Raw genomic sequence first — 16,388 nt, forward strand, 5'->3', positions numbered from 1 at the left:
GGGCCGGCCGACAGTAGGGTCGGGGTGTGAGTAGCGAAGAGAACGTCCGGCTCACCGCCGGCGACGCCGAGTTGACGGTCACTCCGGGCAACGGCTGCCGGATCAGCAGCTTGCGCGTCGCGGGTACCGAGCTGCTGCGACAGGGCGAGCGATATGGCTGCTTCCCGATGGTTCCCTGGTGCGGCCGCACCGGGAACGCCCGCTTCCGCAACGGCGGGGTGGAGCACCGGCTGCCGGTCAACGACCCGCCGCACGCCATCCACGGCACCGGCCGGGACACCGCGTGGCGCACCGCCCGCACCGGTCCCACCGAGGCCGTCTTCACCTACGAACTCGGCGAACCCTGGCCGTACACCGGGCTCGTCACCCAGACGTTCGAGCTGACCGAGGACTCGCTGACGCTCCAGCTGGGCGTCGAGACGTACGGCGACTCCTTTCCCGCCCAGGCGGGCTGGCACCCGTGGTTCCTGCGCCATGCCTTTCCCGACGGCAAGGGCGCCCGGCTCGACTTCATCCCCGACTGGCAGGAGGAGCGCGGGCCCGATTACCTGCCCACCGGCCGGCGGATCGGGCCGACGCCCGGCCCCTGGGACGACTGCTTCGGCATGGAGGACGGCGTCGACGTCACCCTCACCTGGCCGGAGCACCTGGAGCTGACGGTGAAGAGCCGCACCGAGTGGGTGGTCGTCTACGACGAGCAGGAGGAGGCGGTCTGCGTCGAGCCGCAATCCGGCCCGCCGAACGGTCTCAACACGCATCCTCGCCTGGTCACGCCCATCGACCCGCTCGAGATCTCGACGACCTGGTCATGGCGACGTCCGGTGTAGGGACGTGGCCGGCGTAGGGAAATGACCGGTGTAGGGACCTGGCCGGCGCAGCCGGTCGGGGGCACCTCCCGGGCCCGAATGGCCACGGGGCAGTCCGCGCGGACGTTCCCGGCCGGGCGGGACTCTCGCCACACGCCCTAAGCTCGTGACCATGACTGACGTACGTGCTGAGCTGCTCCAGCAGATCAAGGACAAGGCCGTGGTGCACGGCAGGGTGACCCTCTCCTCGGGGCGTGAGGCCGACTACTACATCGACCTTCGCCGGATCACGCTGGACGGCGAGGCGGCGCCGATGGTCGGCCAGGTCATGCTGGATCTGACCCGGGACCTGGACTTCGACTGCGTCGGCGGCCTGACGCTGGGAGCCGACCCCGTCGCGTCCGCGATGCTGCATGCCTCCGCCGCCCGCGGCGGGCGTCTGGACGCCTTCGTCGTACGGAAGGCCCAGAAGACGCACGGAATGCAGCGGCGTATCGAGGGCGCGGACGTCAAGGGCCGCCGCTGCCTGGTGGTCGAGGACACCTCCACGACCGGCGGTTCCCCCCTCACCGCCGTCGAGGCCGTCCGCGAGGCCGGCGGGGAGGTCGTCGCCGTGGCCACGATCGTGGACCGCGGCGCCGCCGGGGCGATCGCCGAGGCGGGGCTGCCCTATCTGACCGGATTCGAACTGTCGGACCTCGGTCTCGACTGATTCGGACGGCCGGATCTGACCTGCGCTTTCCGCAAGGGGTGGGCGTTTCACGTGAAACGTCCCGCCCCTTGCTCTCCGAGCCGCCATGGGCGTCTGGAAAGATAGGTGCGACGATGACGTCGCCCCCAGGTCAGGGTGCCAAGCAACGCAAACCGCACATCACAAGGAGCGGACAGATGCCCATCGCAACCCCCGAGGTCTACAACGAGATGCTCGACCGGGCGAAGGCAGGCAAGTTCGCCTACCCGGCCATCAACGTCACCTCGTCCCAGACCCTGCACGCTGCGCTGCGCGGCTTCGCGGAGGCCGAGAGCGACGGCATCGTCCAGATCTCCACCGGTGGTGCGGAGTACCTGGGTGGCCAGTACAACAAGGACATGGTGACCGGCGCCGTCGCCCTCGCCGAGTTCGCGCACATCGTGGCCGACAAGTACCCGGTCAACATCGCCCTGCACACCGACCACTGCCCGAAGGACAAGCTGGACGGCTACGTCCGCCCGCTGCTGGCCGTCTCCGAGCAGCGGGTCGCCCAGGGCAAGAACCCGCTCTTCCAGTCGCACATGTGGGACGGCTCCGCCGAGACCCTCGCCGACAACCTGGCCGTCGCGCAGGAGCTGCTGGCCCGCGCGGTCGCCGCCAAGATCATCCTCGAGGTCGAGATCACCCCGACCGGCGGCGAGGAGGACGGCGTCACGCACGAGATCAACGACGAGCTGTACACCACCGTCGAGGACGCCATCCGCACCGCCGAGGCGCTGGGCCTGGGCGACAAGGGCCGCTACCTGCTCGCCGCGTCCTTCGGCAACGTCCACGGCGTCTACAAGCCGGGCAACGTCGTGCTCCGCCCGGAGCTGCTCAAGGAGCTCCAGGAGGGCGTCGCGGCCAAGTACGGCACGTCCGAGCCGTTCGACTTCGTGTTCCACGGCGGCTCCGGCTCCACGGCCGAGGAGATCGCGGTCGCGCTGGAGAACGGCGTCGTCAAGATGAACCTCGACACCGACACCCAGTACGCCTTCACCCGCCCCGTCGCGGACCACATGTTCAAGAACTACGACGGTGTGCTGAAGGTCGACGGCGAGGTCGGTTCCAAGAAGACCTACGACCCGCGCACCTGGGGCAAGGCCGCCGAGGCCGGCATGTCCAAGCGTGTCCTCGAGGCCTGCCAGGTGCTGCGCGCCGCCGGCAACAAGATGAAGTAGGCGGCAGATGAAGTAAGCGGGACGAGATGCAGTCCGACGTGAGGCCCGGCACCGGCGAACGGTGCCGGGCCTTCGTCCTGTCCGGAAGGATCGGCCGTTGAAGCACCAGCCGCACCAGTCGCACCAGCCGCACCAGCCGCACCAGCCGCACCGGAAGCACCGGACCCCGTACGACTTCGACACCCCACTCGACCGGCGTGGTACCGCCAGCGTGCAGTGGGACGGCGTCGCCGACCGGTTCGGCGCCGCGGGACTGCTGCCCTTCACCATCTCCGACATGGACTTCGCCTCACCGCCGCCGGTGCTGGACGCGCTGCGCGAGCGCCTGGCACACGGGGTGTTCGGCTACACCGACTGGCGGCTCGGCCCGTTCCGCGAGGCGATATGCGACTGGTTCGCCCGGCGGCACGGCACCGGGCTCGATCCGGAGCGGATCGTGTACGGGCCTTCGGTGCTCAGCCAGCTGTCGCAGCTGCTGCGGATGTGGACGCGGCCCGGGGAAGGGGTCGTCGTCCACGCCCCCACATACGACGGCTTCCGCAGAACGGTGACCGGGCTCGGACGGCGGCTCCGGCCCGTCGCGGTGGGCGACGAGGAGGGTCTGGAGCGGGAGCTCGCCCGGCCCGACGCGAAGGTGCTGATCCTCTGTTCGCCCCACAACCCCACCGGACGGGTGTGGACCGAGGACGAGCTGAAGGGGTTCGCCCGGCTGGCGGGGGAGCACGGGGTCGCCGTGATCTCGGACGAGATCCATGCGGACTTCGTGCACGACGGGCACCGGCATCTGCCGTGGACGGGCTTCGCGGACGACGGGGGCCGGTGGGCCGTGGTCGCCTCGGCGTCGAAGGCGTTCAACTTCCCCGCCCTGAACGGTTCGTACGGCATCATCGGCGATCCCGGGGAGCGTGCGGCGTTCATCCGGCGGATGGAGACGGGTGAGGGGCTCGGCTCCCCGGCCGTGCTGTCGCTGACGGCCCATGTCGCCGCCTACCGGCACGGCGCCGGCTGGCTGGACGCCGCCCGCGCCTATGTGGCGGGGAATCTGGCGATGCTGGAGGAGCGGCTGCGGTCGGCCTTCCCGGACCTCGGCTGGGAGCCGCCGCAGGCCGGGTATCTGGCGTGGATCGACCTCCGGGCGCTGCGGGTGGACGACGAGGCGCTGCAGCGGGAGCTGGTCGAGCGGGAACGCGTCGCGATCATGCCGGGCACGGTGTACGGGGCGGAGGGCTTCGTGCGCCTCAATCTGGGCTGCCCTCGTTCCAAGGCCGAGGCGGGCGCCGACGCGCTGGTGCGGGCCCTGACCAGGCTGTCCTGAAGATTCCCCGCCCGTCCGGGGCAGGCCCGGGCGGCATGGCCCGGGCGGGCGGTGACCGTGACCCGCCCGGGTCGCCACGGGCACCGTGGGGCGGGATGATTCGCCCCATGGACATCAGGCTCGCGTCGGTCACCGGGCGCTGGATCGTCCTGACGACCGTTCTCGGGTCCAGCATGGCGCTGCTCGACTCCACCGTCGTCAACGTCGCCCTCCCCCACATCGGTGAGGACCTCGACGCCGACCTCGCCGAGCTGCAGTGGACGGTCAACGCGTACATGGTGACCCTCGCCGGGCTGATCCTGCTGGGCGGGGCGCTGGGGGACCGGTACGGGCGCCGGCGGGTGTTCGTCGTCGGTGTGCTGTGGTTCGCGGTCGCGTCGCTGGCCTGCGGACTGGCGCCGAACGCCCATGTCCTGATCGCCGCCCGCGCGCTGCAGGGCATCGGCGGGGCACTGCTCACCCCGGGGTCGCTCGCGCTGATCCAGGCGAGTTTCCACCGGGACGACCGGGCCAGGGCCGTGGGGCTGTGGTCCGGGTTCGGCGGGGTCGGCGCGGCGGCCGGACCGTTCCTCGGCGGGTGGCTGGTGGACGGCCCGGGCTGGCGGTGGATCTTCCTGCTGAACGTGCCGCTGGCCGCGCTCTGCGTGCCCGTCGCGCTGCGCCATGTGCCCGAGTCGCGCGACCCCGCGGCGCACGGCCGGTTCGACGTGCTGGGCGCGGTGCTGGGGGCACTGAGCCTCGCACTGGTGACGTACGCGCTGATCGACGGCTCGTGGTGGAGCGGCGTCGTGGGCGTCCTGACGGGTGCCGCGTTCATCCGGCTGGAGCGCCGCCGGAAGAACGCCATGCTGCCGGTGTCGATCTTCCGGTCCCGGCTGTTCACCGCGGTCAATCTGGTGACGGTGTGCGTGTACGCGGGGTTCAGCGGGTTCTTCTTCCTCACCGCGCTGCAACTCCAGGTCGTCTCGGGCTACTCGGCTCTCGCCGCGGGCACCGCCCTGCTGCCCACCACCGTGCTGATGCTGCTGCTGTCCGCGAGGTCCGGGCAGCTGGGCGAGCGGATCGGCCCGCGCATCCCGCTCACGGTGGGGCCGCTGCTGAGCGCGGCCGGGATGCTGCTGATGCTCCGGGTCGGCGCAGACGCCTCGTACCCCGCCGATGTGCTGCCCGCGCTGCTGGTGCTGGGCCTGGGCATGGTGACCCTGGTGGCCCCGCTGACCGCGACCGTGCTGGCGTCCGTGGACACGGCGCGGGCCGGGATCGCCAGCGGCGTCAACAACGCGGCGGCCCGCGCGGCGGGGCTGCTCGCGGTGGCCGCGCTGCCGATGCTGGCCGGGATGGGGCCGGAGGCGTACCGGATGCCGGATCGGTTCGCGGCGGCCTTCGCCCGGGCGATGCCCCTGTGCGCGCTGATCCTGGTGGTGGGCGCGGTGCTGGCCTGGGCGATGGTGCGGCGGCCGGCGGACTGGCACTGCCCCGCCACCTGCAAGGTGCACTGCGGCGTCGGCGCGCCGCCGCTGGAACCGCGGCGTGGACGGGAACCGCGGCGTGGACGGGAACCGGGCCGGCCGGGGACGCCGGAGGCGCCGGGGGAGCCCTCGGACGGGCCCTCCGGCTGAGGCGGGGAAACCCGCCGCCCGCCCCGCCCCCGCGAACCGATCCGGCATCCGGCACGGCTCGGCGGGGCCGGCGCGGTCACCCCCGCGATCACCGGCACCGGCTCGGCGGAAGGGCGGGCGACCTGTGACACTGAAGCCATGGCCATCCACGAGAATCTGCTGGGGGGACCACCCCCCACCCATCTGCCCGACGACCCCGAGCCGCGGGAGCTGCTCGCGAGCGGCACGGCTCCCGCCGATGTCGCCGCGAAGTACCCGACCTCCTCGCTCGCCTGGGCCCAGCTCGCCGACGACGCCTTCGAGGCCGGACGGGTCGTCGAGTCGTACGCGTACGCGCGTACGGGGTACCACCGGGGACTCGACGCGCTGCGCCGCAGTGGCTGGAAGGGCCACGGCCCGGTGCCGTGGGAGCACGAGCCCAATCGCGGCTTCCTGCGTGCCCTGCACGCTCTCGCCCGCGCCGCGCAGGCGATCGGCGAGCAGGACGAGTACGACCGCTGCAGCGCGTTCCTGCGCGACTCGTCCGAGACGGCGGCCGACACCCTCGGCTGACGGCGACGCGAGCGTCCCCGCCGGTCCGGACGCGGTGGGAGCGGGCGGGTGCCCCGGCGGGCGCCCGCCCCCTCGCGTCACCGGTGGGGCCCGTGCTTATGATGCGCGAGGGGACCGGGGCTCCGAGACCAGCAACGGAAGGAGCGGACCGCTACCCGGACACATGTGTCAGGAGACGGCGAATGTCGCAATTTCCCGATGCCTCCGGAGCGGGTTCGGTCACCCCGAACCTCGACTTCGCGGGCACGACCCCGTACGAGGACTACGTCCAGGCAGACGTCCTCACCCACCTCCAGCACCCCCTCTCCGACGATCCCGGGGAGATGGTGTTCCTGGTGACCACCCAGGTGATGGAGCTGTGGTTCACCGTCATCGTCCACGAGTGGGAGACCGCCTCCCGGGCCCTGCGCCGTGACGAGGTGCCCGTCGCGATGGACGCGCTGAAGCGCTCCGTGCGGGAGCTGGACGCGCTGAACGCCTCCTGGCGGCCGCTCTCGCAGCTCACCCCCGTGCAGTTCAACGCGTACCGCGCCGCCCTCGGCGAGGGCTCCGGCTTCCAGTCCGCGATGTACCGGCGGATGGAGTTCCTGCTCGGTGAGAAGTCCGCGTCCATGCTGGTGCCGCACCGCGGCGCCCCGCGCGTCCACGCCGAGCTGGAGAAGGCCCTCCACGAGCCGAGCCTCTACGACGAGGTGCTCCGTCTGCTCGCCCGCCGCGGGCTGCCCGTTCCCCCGTCCGTCCTCGACCGCGACCTGTCGCAGCGCTACGAGCCGTCGCCCGAGGTCGAGCGGGTGTGGGCGGAGGTCTACGCGAACGAGGACCAGGACGCCGAGCTCGTCCGCCTCGGCGAGGCGCTGACCGACGTCGGCGAACTGGTGTGGCGCTGGCGCAACGACCACCTCGTCGCCACCCGGCGCGCCATGGGCGCCAAGGCCGGCACCGGCGGCTCCGCGGGCGTCGCCTGGCTGGAGAAGCGGGCGGCCAAGAACGTCTTCCCCGAGCTGTGGACGGCGCGCAGCCATGTCTGAGACGCGCCTGAGGGAACGGGCCGCGGAACGGGACGCGGCGGACGAACTGGCCAAGCGGCGGGAGCTGTTCGCGCTCGACGACAGCACGGTCTACCTGGACGGGAACTCGCTCGGCGCCCTGCCGCGCCACGTCCAGGACCGGATGGCCGACGTCGTCGGCAGGCAGTGGGGCGAACTGCGCATCCGCTCCTGGGACGAGAGCGGCTGGTGGACGGCGCCGGAGCGGATCGGCGAGCGGATAGCCCCACTCGTCGGCGCCGCCCCCGGGCAGGTCGTCGTCGGCGACTCCACCAGCGTGAACGTCTTCAAGGCCGTGGTCGCGGCGGTGCGGATGGCGCCGGCCGACCGGGACGAGATCCTCGTCGACGCCACGACCTTCCCCACCGACGGGTACATCGCCGAGTCGGCGGCCCGGCTGACCGGCCACCGGACGGTCGTCGTCGACCCCGCCGACGTGTCCGACGCGGTGGGCCCGCGCACCGCCGCGGCACTCGTCAACCACGTCGACTACCGCACCGGCCGCCTGCACGACCTGCCGGGGATCACCGCGGCGCTGCACGCGCAGGGCGCTCTCGCCGTCTGGGACCTCTGCCACAGCGCGGGCGCGCTGCCCGTGGGCCTCGACGAGCACGGGGTGGACCTCGCGGTCGGCTGCACGTACAAGTACCTCAACGGCGGTCCCGGTTCGCCCGCGTACCTGTACGTCGCCGAGCGCCACCAGGGCCGCTTCGACTCGCCGCTGCCCGGCTGGAACTCGCACGCCGACCCGTTCGGGATGACCCGCGGCTACCGGCCGGCCGAGGGCGCGGTGCGCGGCCGGGTCGGCACGCCCGACATCCTCTCCATGCTGGCGCTGGAGGCGGCACTCGACGTGTGGGACGGGGTCACGGTGGAGGCGGTACGGGCCAAGAGCCTCGCCCTCACCGACTTCTTCCTCGAGTGCGTGGAGGCGTATGTGCCGCGCGGCAGAGTCGTCTCGCTCACCCCGGCCGCGCACGCCGAGCGGGGCAGCCAGGTGGCGCTGGCCTGCCCCGACGCACCGGCGGTCATGGAGGCGCTGATCGCCCGCGGTGTGGTCGGCGACCTGCGCCGCCCGGACGTGCTGCGGTTCGGCTTCACCCCGCTGTACGTCGGCTTCGCGGACACCGAGCGCGCGGCACGGGTCCTCGCCGACGTGCTGGCCGGAGTGAACTCCCCACCGAGCGGCTGATCACCGGGGGCCGGCGGCCTGGTACCGTCCCGGCTGGCCAGGCCGACTCGGCCCCCTCACCGAAAGGTTGGAGCAGCATGCCGGACCCCGCCGCCGCTCGTGACGCCGCCGAGGAGGCTTCGGCCCTGTCGCATCCGGCCGTCGCCCCGGACGCCTCGGCGGCCTACGGCGAACACTCGGACCAGGTCGTCGACTTCTACGCGCCGCGGGACGGCCGGGACACGGCGCCGCTCGTGGTGGTGCTGCACGGAGGGGCGTGGCGGGCGCCGTACGACCGGCGGCACATCACCCCGTTCGCGGACTTCCTGGCGCGGCGCGGCTTCGCCGTGGCGAACGTCGAGTACCGCAGGGGCGCGTCGCTGCCCCAGCCGCGCGGCGAGGAGGGCGGCGGCGGGCCGGTCGCCGGGCGCTGGCCGGAGACGTTCGACGACATCGCCGCCGCGATGGACGCGCTGGCCGGACTGGCCCGCGTCGCGCTGCCGCAGGCGGACCCGCGGCGCACGGTCCTCACCGGCCATTCCGCGGGCGGGCACCTCGCCCTGTGGGCGGCCGCCCGGCACGTACTGCCGGTGGGCTCGCCCTGGCGGCTCCCGGCCGCCCCGGAGTTGCGGGGTGTCGTCGCGCTGGCGCCGATCGCCGACCTGGGCCGGGCGGCCGAGCTGGACGTGTGCGGCGGCGCGGTGCACCAGTTCCTCGGCGGGCGGGCGGAGTCCGAGGCGCGCATGGGATGCGCGGACCCGGCCGCGCTGCTGCCCACCGGGATCGCCACGGCCGTCGTCCAGGGGCGCGAGGACACCGTGGTGCCGCAGGCCGTCGCCGAGTCCTTCGTCGACGCGGCCGCGAAGGCGGGCGAGACCGTCGGGCTCACCCTGCTCGGGGACGTCGGTCACTTCCCGCTGATCGATCCGTCGGCGGACGCCTGCGCGGTGGTGGCGGAGGAGATCGCCCAACTCGCCTGGTGACGGGCTCCGTTCAGGTGGCCGTGCAGGTGGCCGTTCAGGTGGGCCGGAGCGGCGTGCCGGGGTGGAGGGCGGGACCCGAGGGCGGGACCGGAGGGCCGGAACGGAGGCCCGAGGGCGGCGGGGCTGGACCCGGGGAACGGCTGTCGGGTGCCGTGCACGGTGGGGGCCGCCGGCGGGTGCCCTACACGGAAGAGATGCGGCCAGAGATGCCGACAGAGATGCGGCTAGAGATGCGGCCAGAGATGGGGCCAGAGATGCGGACAGAAGGTGTCCGCAAGCCCTCCTACGGTGTGCCCATGACGAACCCCACGCACCCCCAGAAGATCCTCGTCACCGGCGCCACGGGCACGGTCGGGCGCCATGTCGTCGCCGAGTTGCTGGATCGCGGGCACACGGTCCGTGCCCTGACCCGTGACCCCGGCCGGGCCCGGGCGTCGCTGCCCGCGGGCGCCGAGGCGGTCCGCGGCGACCTCACGGATCCGGCCGGCCTGGCCCCGGCGCTGGAGGGCGTCACCGGACTGCACCTCATCACCTTCGGCGGGGAGTACATGGCCCCGCTGGAGACCGGGCCGGAGATCGTGGCACTCGCCCGTGAGGCCGGGGTGCGGCGGATCACCGTGCTGAACGGCGGCGGTGACACCCCGCTCGAGGACGCCGTGCGGAAGAGCGGCCTCGCCTGGACGGTGCTGATGCCGGTGGAGTTCATGGCGAACGCACTGGAGTGGGCCGAGGCGATCCGCACCGAGGACCAGGTCGGCGAGCCGTTCACGGACCGGCTCAGCGCCATGGTCCACGAGGCCGACATCGGCGCGGTCGGCGCGGTCGCCCTCACCGAGGACGGCCACGGCGGGCAGACGTACCTGATCACGGGGCCCGAGGTGCTGAGCCTGCGGGACAAGGTGGACGCGCTCGTGCAGGCCCGGGGCAGGGACATCGTCCTCACGGAGCTCACCCCGGACGAGGCGGCCGCCCGGTGGCGGGCCGCCGGTCTGGCGCAGGACCTGATCGACTTCCTGCTCGACGTGTACGGGAACACCCCGCCCGAAGGCCGGACCGTCGTCGACACCGTGCGGCGGGTCACCGGCCGCCCGGCGCGGACGTTCGCCGCATGGGCCGCCGAGCACGCGGCGGCGTTCCGGGCCTGAACCGGGAGGGGCCAGGGACCACCTGGGCGGACCCGGGCGGACCCGGGAGGAGCACCCGGGAGGAGCAGGGCCGACCCGGGAGGACCAGGCCGGCCCCGGGAGGTACCCGCTCCCGGGGCCGTACCCGCCCCGGGAGGACCCGGGTAGTACCTGGGACGGACGCGGAGGGATCCGCATCACAGGTGACGACCGCGTCCGTGCCAGGCCGTACCTTGGCCGACGTGACCGACACGCCCACCACCCCGACCGCCCCGACCACGCAGCGCATACCGCGCCCCGGAGCCGACAGCCGAAGTCCCGAGTTCCGCCTGGCCATGGGCGCGCTCGCGGGTCTGCGCCGGGACCTCTTCCACGACGCCTTCGCGTACCGGCCGCTGGCCCCGATGGCGTACGACGGACCGGTGATCCGGCGGCTGCCCGCGGCCGTCCGCAGGTACGCGGTCTGGACCCCGCACGCGGTCGTCGCGGGCGGCGCCCTGCTGGTGCTGCTCATCGGCGCCTCCGTGTACTCCGGGGCCCTCGGCCCCGTCACCCTCGTCTTCGCGGCGGCGCCCGCGGTCACGGTGCTGATGACACTGGTCCGTCCGGTGCTGGCCTTCTGGGCCTCGCTCGCCTCCGCGCCGTTCCTCGCGGTCCTCGGCGGTTTCGGGGGCGGGGGGCCGTGGGCGCCGGCCACCGTCGCCGCCCACCTCACGGTCCTCACCGTCGTCGCGGCGCGGACCCGGCCGCGGACCGCCTTCTGGATGTGGCTGCTGACGGGGGCGTACGGTCTGTTCGCGGCCGCCGTCCTCGGTGGCGGGTACCCCGGCGACACCACCGCGCTGCTGTTCGTCTCCGCCGTCGCCCTGCTCGTCGTGGCGCTGGCGCAGGTGCGCCGGGACGCGGAACGCGAGGTCGCCGCCCAGCAGAGCGTCACGGCCGTCGAGCGCGACCGGCGCACCCTGCTGGAGGAGCGCACCACGATCGCCCGCGAGCTGCACGACGTGGTCGCCCACCACATGTCGGTGGTCGCCATCCAGGCGGAGGCCGCGCCCTACCGGGTGCAGGACCCGCCGCCCGAGCTGGCGCAGGCGTTCGCGACCATCCGGGAGAACGCCGTGGCCGCCCTCACCGAACTGCGCCGTGTGCTCGGTGTCGTACGGGCGGAGGACTACGAGGCCCCCGACGCTCCCCAGCCGACCCTCGCCGATCTCGACGGGCTGCTCGGGAACGTCCGGGACGCCGGCCTGGAGGTCGGTCTCGCGATCACCGGAGCGGTCCGGCAGCTCCCCCCGGGCGTCGAGCTCTCGGCGTACCGCATCACCCAGGAGGCCCTGAGCAACGCGCTGCGCCATGCGCCGGGCGCGTCCGCGAAGGTCGAGGTGGCGTACGTCCTCGGCGGACTCGGCGTCCGCATCGTCAACGGCCCCGCCCGCGGACTGCGGAAGCCGGCCCACCACCCGGCCGCCACCGGGGAGCGAGGGCTCCGCTCGCCCCTGTCCGACGGATCCGGTCACGGCCTCACGGGCATGCGGGAGCGCGTCTCCATGCTGAACGGGGAGATGACGACCGGTCCGACGGAGGACGGCGGCTACGAGGTCGCCGTGTTCCTCCCCGTGGCGAAGGACGAGACCGTATGACCATCCGCGTCCTCATCGCGGACGACCAGGCCATGGTCCGCGAGGGCTTCTCGGTCCTGCTGAACGCCATGCCCGGCATCGAGGTGATCGGCGAGGCGGTCAACGGCCGCGAGGCGGTCGCACAGGTCGACGCGCTGCGCCCCGACGTGGTCCTCATGGACATCCGCATGCCCGAGCTCAACGGCATCGAGGCCACCCGCGAGATCGTCGCCGCCGACGGCGAGGCGAAGGTGCTGGTGCTGACGACCTTCGACCTGGACGAGTACGTGTACCAGGCGCTGCGCGCCGGTGCCTCGGGCTTCCTGCTGAAGGACGCCTCCGCCCGCCGGCTCGCGGACGGGGTGCGGGTCGTGGCGGCCGGCGAGGCGCTGCTGGCGCCCACCGTTACCCGCAGGCTGATCACGGAGTTCTCCCGGATCTCGGCGGCGCCCAGGACGCCCGCCCTGACCCGGATCGGTGATCTGACCGAACGCGAGACGGAGGTCCTGGTCCTGATCGCGCAGGGTCTGTCGAACGCGGAGATCGCCGCTCAGCTCGTCGTCGCCGAGTCCACGATCAAGACCCATGTCAGCCGGATCCTGGTGAAACTGGGGTTGCGGGACCGGACGCAGGCGGCGGTGTTCGCCTACGAGGCGCGGCTGGTCACGCCGGGCTGAGCACGTCCGCGCCGGGACGAACGCGTCGTTCAGCGGGGCGTGTGCGGCGGTGGTTCCGGCGGCCGCGGTGGTGCCTCCGGCGGGGGCGGTGGAGCGTCCGGCGGGCGTGGCGGTGCGTCCGGCGGGGGCGGTGGCGCGTCCGGCGGGGGCTGCGGTGCGGGCTCGTGCGGCGGCGGTTCCTGAGGGCGGGGTGGTGGTTTCGGTGGCCGCGGTGGTGTCCCCGGCGGGGGCGGCGGTCCCGGCTCTTGCCGCGGTGGTGCGGGCTCGTGCGGCGGCGGTGCGGGCTCGTGCGGTGGCGGTTCCGGCGGCAGGCTTGCCAGGTCCGGCGCCGGCTCCGGCCATACCAGCAGTACGGGGCAGGGGGCGTGGTCCACGACGAACCGCGCGGCCGGGCCCAGACTGCGCGGCCCCAGGTGCCCCCGGTCCCCGTCCCTGGCGAGGACGAGCAGATCGGCGTTCTCGGCCGCGGCGACGACCTCCCGCTCCGCCCGGCCCGAGCGCTCGCGTCGCGTGCACGGCCGGCCGAAGCGCTCGGCCGCCAGGGCGAGCAGCCGTGCGGCCGAGTCGGCGCCGAGGCCCTCCACCCGGTCCCCCGGATCGTCCTCCCGGCGCCCCCGCCCCAGCAGGCCGGCGAACGCCCCGCGGGCGATGCCCGCCGACACCGGTTCGCCGACGTGCAGCAGGGTGACGTCCTCGTCCTCGGCCGTACGGGCGCGCGCGGCGTCGACACACGCGGGCCAGGTGCCCTCGGCGATCCAGACGATCACGGGCATGGGAATCAGCCTCCCGGGCCTTGGAGCACGAGCAGTGACGCCCACAGTGCCATGACGGACAGCACGAGGGCGGCCGGCACGGTGAGCAGACCGAGTCGGGTGAACTCCGCGAGGTCCACCTCGTGTTCGTGCTGGTGCACGATCCGGCGCCACAGCAGCGTGGCCAGCGAGCCCGCGTAGGTCAGGTTGGGGCCGATGTTCACGCCCAGCAGGACGGCCAGCACCGCTCCGGGCCCCGCGGGCACGGCCAGGGGGAGCAGCACCAGCACCGCGGGCAGATTGTTGATCAGGTTGGCGAGCAGCGCGGCCAGGCCCGCGAGCGCCAGCAGTGCGGGCAGGGAGGTGCCGGACGGCACCACCTGTCCGAGGAGATCGGCGAGCCCGTTGTCGACGACCGCCCGGACCACGATGCCGAGCCCGAGGACGAACGCCAGGAACGGCAGGGAGGCGGCGCCGACGATGCCGCGCACGGTGGTGCGCCGGCGGACGGCCGCGTGGACGCCGAGGACGAGGGCTCCCGCGGCGGCCGCCCAGGCGGGCTCCAGGCCCAGCGCGGAGGCGGCGACGAATCCGGCCAGTGTGCAGCCCACGGTGGCGAGCGCGAACACCGGCAGCGCGACGGTTCCGCCGGACGTGTCGGCTCCGGTGCCGGTGCTCAGGTCCGCGGCGAAGAACCGGCGGAGGACGACGTACTCGACGGCGATCGCCACCAGCCACGGCAGGGCCATCAGGCCGGCGAACCGGGTGAAGCTCAGACCGCTGGCCGAGAACGCCAGCAGGTTCGTCAGGTTGGACACGGGCAGCAGCAGCGAGGCGGTGTTCGACAGATGGGTGCAGGCGTAGACGTGGGGCTTCGGCCGGACACCCATGCGGGCGGCGGTCGCGAAGACGACCGGGGTGAGCAGCACGATCGTGGCGTCCAGGCTGAGCACCGCGGTGATCACCGAGGCGAGCCCGAAGACGGACGCAAGCAGCCGTTTGGGCCGTCCCGCCGACCGCCGTGCCATCCAGGCACCGCAGGCGCGGAACAGCCCCTCGTCGTCGCAGAGCCGGGCCAGTACCAGTACCGCGGCCAGGAAGCCGATCACCGGGCCGAGCCGGGCGGCCTCCTCGGCCGCGTGTTCCGCGGAGATCGCGCCGGTGGCGATCAGCACCGCGGCCGCGGGTACGGCCACGGTGGCCTCCGGCACGCCGAAGGGCCTGACGACCGCGCAGAAGAGCACCAGGAGCAGCAGGAGGACGGACAGTGCCTCGGCGAGGGGGGTGGACAGGATCGGTGCCTCCGGGACGGGTGTGCGGGTGAGGCCCGGTGCCTCCTGGACGGTGGGGGTGGTGGCCGTGGCCGTACGGCGGGGTTGGTGGCCGTGGTGGTCACGGCGGGGTGGTGGCGGCCTGTTCCCTCCGGGATGGAGGGGTGATGGCGGCCCGTTGCCGCCGGGATGGAGGGGTGGTGGGCGTGGTCGTACGGCGGGATGGTGGCCCGTTGTGGTCGGTACGGTACGCACGGTGACGTCTCTCGTCGAACCAACGCGGCCCCTCCCGCGCCGCGCCGCGGACGGCTAGCGTCCGCGTATGGATGCTCCCGTGTTCGCTCCCTGGTCACCCGCCTTCACCGCGGACCCGTATCCCGCGTACGCGGAACTCCGCGAGCGGGGACGGGTGCACTGGTTCGAGCCCACGCGGCAGTGGCTCGTGCCGCATTACGCCGATGTGTCCGCCCTGCTGCGGGACCGCCGTCTCGGCCGTACGTATCTGCACCGGTTCACCCACGAGGAGTTCGGCCGGACACCCCCGCCGCCGGGGCACGAGCCCTTCCACACGCTGAACGACAACGGGCTGCTCGACCTCGAGGCGCCGGACCACACGCGGATCCGGCGGCTGGTGACCAAGGCGTTCACTCCGCGGACCGTGCAGGCCCTGGAGCCGACCGTGCGCCGGCTGGCCGCCGGGCTGGTGCGCGCTCTGGTGAAGAACGGCGGCGGGGATCTGCTCGCCGAGGTCGCCGAGCCGCTGCCGGTCGCGGTCATCGCGGAGATGCTCGGGATACCGGAGTCCGACCGCGGGTCGCTGCGGCCCTGGTCGGCGGACATCTGCGGGATGTTCGAGCTGAACCCGTCCGAGGAGACCGCGGCCAGGGCGGTCCGGGCCTCGGTGGAGTTCTCCGCGTATCTGCGCGAGTTGATCGCCGAGCGCCGGGCCCGGCCGGGCGGGGACCTGGTGTCGGCGCTGATCTCCGCGCACGACGAGGGGGAGACGCTCAGCGAGCAGGAGATGGTGTCCACCTGTGTGCTGCTGCTGAACGCGGGACACGAGGCGACCGTGAACACCACCGCGAACGGCTGGTGGACGCTGTTCCGCCATCCGGCGGAGCTGGCGAGGCTGCGGGCCGACCACTCGCTGCTGTCCACGGCGGTGGAGGAGCTGATGCGGTACGACACCCCGCTGCAGATGTTCGAGCGCTGGGTGCTCGACGACATCGAGATCGGCGGCACGGTCGTCCCGCGCGGCTCGGAGCTGGCGCTGCTCTTCGGCTCGGCCAACCGCGACCCGGCCCGCTTCGAGCGCCCCGGCGAACTCGACCTCGGCCGTGCCGACAACCCGCACATCACCTTCGGTGCCGGTGTGCACTACTGCCTGGGCGCCCCGCTCGCCAGGGTCGAACTGGCCGCATCCTTCGGAGAACTGCTGCGGCAGGCGCCGACGATGCGGCTCGCGGCGGAGCCGGAGTGGAAGCCGGGCTATGTGATCAGGGGGCTGCGGGAGCTGCGCGTGGAGCTGTGAGGCGGGCCCGC

Annotated in this window: 15 protein-coding genes; 13 read left to right on the forward strand and 2 right to left on the reverse strand. The window is 73.4% G+C overall.

Features of this window, described 5'->3' with window-relative positions; genetic code table 11:
- The first annotated feature begins 26 nt into the window (after positions 1-26).
- The 12 genes from DDW44_RS05425 to DDW44_RS05485 all read left to right on the forward strand — a co-directional run bounded on the left by DDW44_RS05425 (position 27) and on the right by DDW44_RS05485 (position 12,823).
- Positions 27-827 carry an aldose epimerase family protein gene (locus DDW44_RS05425; protein ID WP_018891988.1) on the forward strand — a complete coding sequence of 267 codons (801 nt, stop codon included), beginning with the start codon at positions 27-29 and terminating at the stop codon, positions 825-827.
- A 151-nt stretch (positions 828-978) separates the two neighbouring features.
- Entirely contained in the window at positions 979-1,518 is a 540-nt protein-coding gene (pyrE, locus tag DDW44_RS05430) for an orotate phosphoribosyltransferase (protein WP_017947882.1), read from the forward strand.
- A 176-nt stretch (positions 1,519-1,694) separates the two neighbouring features.
- Positions 1,695-2,717, forward strand: a complete 1,023-nt coding sequence (gene fbaA / locus DDW44_RS05435; RefSeq protein WP_017947881.1) for a class II fructose-bisphosphate aldolase — start codon at positions 1,695-1,697, stop codon at positions 2,715-2,717.
- Positions 2,718-2,814: 97 nt separating this feature from the next.
- A complete protein-coding gene (locus DDW44_RS05445; RefSeq protein ID WP_279634797.1) occupies positions 2,815-4,032 on the forward strand; it encodes a MalY/PatB family protein in 1,218 nt (405 codons plus the stop codon).
- Positions 4,033-4,139: 107 nt separating this feature from the next.
- Positions 4,140-5,651, forward strand: a complete 1,512-nt coding sequence (locus tag DDW44_RS05450; RefSeq protein ID WP_108905701.1) for an MFS transporter — start codon at positions 4,140-4,142, stop codon at positions 5,649-5,651.
- 138 nt (positions 5,652-5,789) lie between these two features.
- Positions 5,790-6,203, forward strand: a complete 414-nt coding sequence (locus DDW44_RS05455) for a DUF3151 domain-containing protein (RefSeq protein ID WP_017947878.1) — start codon at positions 5,790-5,792, stop codon at positions 6,201-6,203.
- Positions 6,204-6,385: 182 nt separating this feature from the next.
- Positions 6,386-7,231 (forward strand): tryptophan 2,3-dioxygenase, encoded by an 846-nt coding sequence (gene kynA, locus DDW44_RS05460; protein WP_018891985.1) that lies wholly within the window; start codon positions 6,386-6,388, stop codon positions 7,229-7,231.
- The gene (gene kynU / locus DDW44_RS05465) at positions 7,224-8,441 is read left to right on the forward strand and encodes a kynureninase (RefSeq protein WP_108905702.1); all 1,218 of its coding nucleotides are present in this window, start codon (positions 7,224-7,226) and stop codon (positions 8,439-8,441) included. Before kynA ends, kynU begins: the two co-directional genes overlap by 8 nt.
- Positions 8,442-8,518: 77 nt before the next feature.
- Positions 8,519-9,403: an alpha/beta hydrolase gene (locus tag DDW44_RS05470; RefSeq protein WP_108905703.1), complete on the forward strand. Its 885-nt coding sequence runs from the start codon at positions 8,519-8,521 to the stop codon at positions 9,401-9,403.
- Positions 9,404-9,699: 296 nt separating this feature from the next.
- On the forward strand, positions 9,700-10,548 hold the full coding sequence (locus DDW44_RS05475) for an NmrA family NAD(P)-binding protein (RefSeq protein ID WP_108905704.1): 849 nt from the start codon (positions 9,700-9,702) through the stop codon (positions 10,546-10,548).
- A gap of 212 nt (positions 10,549-10,760) precedes the next feature.
- Positions 10,761-12,167 (forward strand): sensor histidine kinase, encoded by a 1,407-nt coding sequence (locus DDW44_RS05480; RefSeq protein ID WP_108905705.1) that lies wholly within the window; start codon positions 10,761-10,763, stop codon positions 12,165-12,167.
- Positions 12,164-12,823, forward strand: coding sequence for a response regulator (locus DDW44_RS05485; protein ID WP_017947872.1), 660 nt, complete (start codon positions 12,164-12,166; stop codon positions 12,821-12,823). Before DDW44_RS05480 ends, DDW44_RS05485 begins: the two co-directional genes overlap by 4 nt.
- 29 nt (positions 12,824-12,852) lie before the next feature.
- Here DDW44_RS05485 and DDW44_RS05490 read toward each other — a convergent pair whose 3' ends face one another.
- Complete coding sequence (locus DDW44_RS05490; RefSeq protein WP_108905706.1) at positions 12,853-13,596, reverse strand: universal stress protein; 744 nt, start codon at positions 13,594-13,596, stop codon at positions 12,853-12,855.
- A gap of 5 nt (positions 13,597-13,601) precedes the next feature.
- The gene (locus DDW44_RS05495; protein WP_108908733.1) at positions 13,602-14,867 is read right to left on the reverse strand and encodes an SLC13 family permease; all 1,266 of its coding nucleotides are present in this window, start codon (positions 14,865-14,867) and stop codon (positions 13,602-13,604) included.
- A gap of 301 nt (positions 14,868-15,168) precedes the next feature.
- On the opposite strand from DDW44_RS05495, the gene DDW44_RS05500 reads away from it, so the two are divergent.
- Positions 15,169-16,377, forward strand: a complete 1,209-nt coding sequence (locus DDW44_RS05500; protein ID WP_108905707.1) for a cytochrome P450 — start codon at positions 15,169-15,171, stop codon at positions 16,375-16,377.
- Positions 16,378-16,388: the final 11 nt, after the last annotated feature.

The sequence above is a fragment of the Streptomyces tirandamycinicus genome (assembly GCF_003097515.1).
GTDB classification, from domain to species: domain Bacteria; phylum Actinomycetota; class Actinomycetes; order Streptomycetales; family Streptomycetaceae; genus Streptomyces; species Streptomyces tirandamycinicus.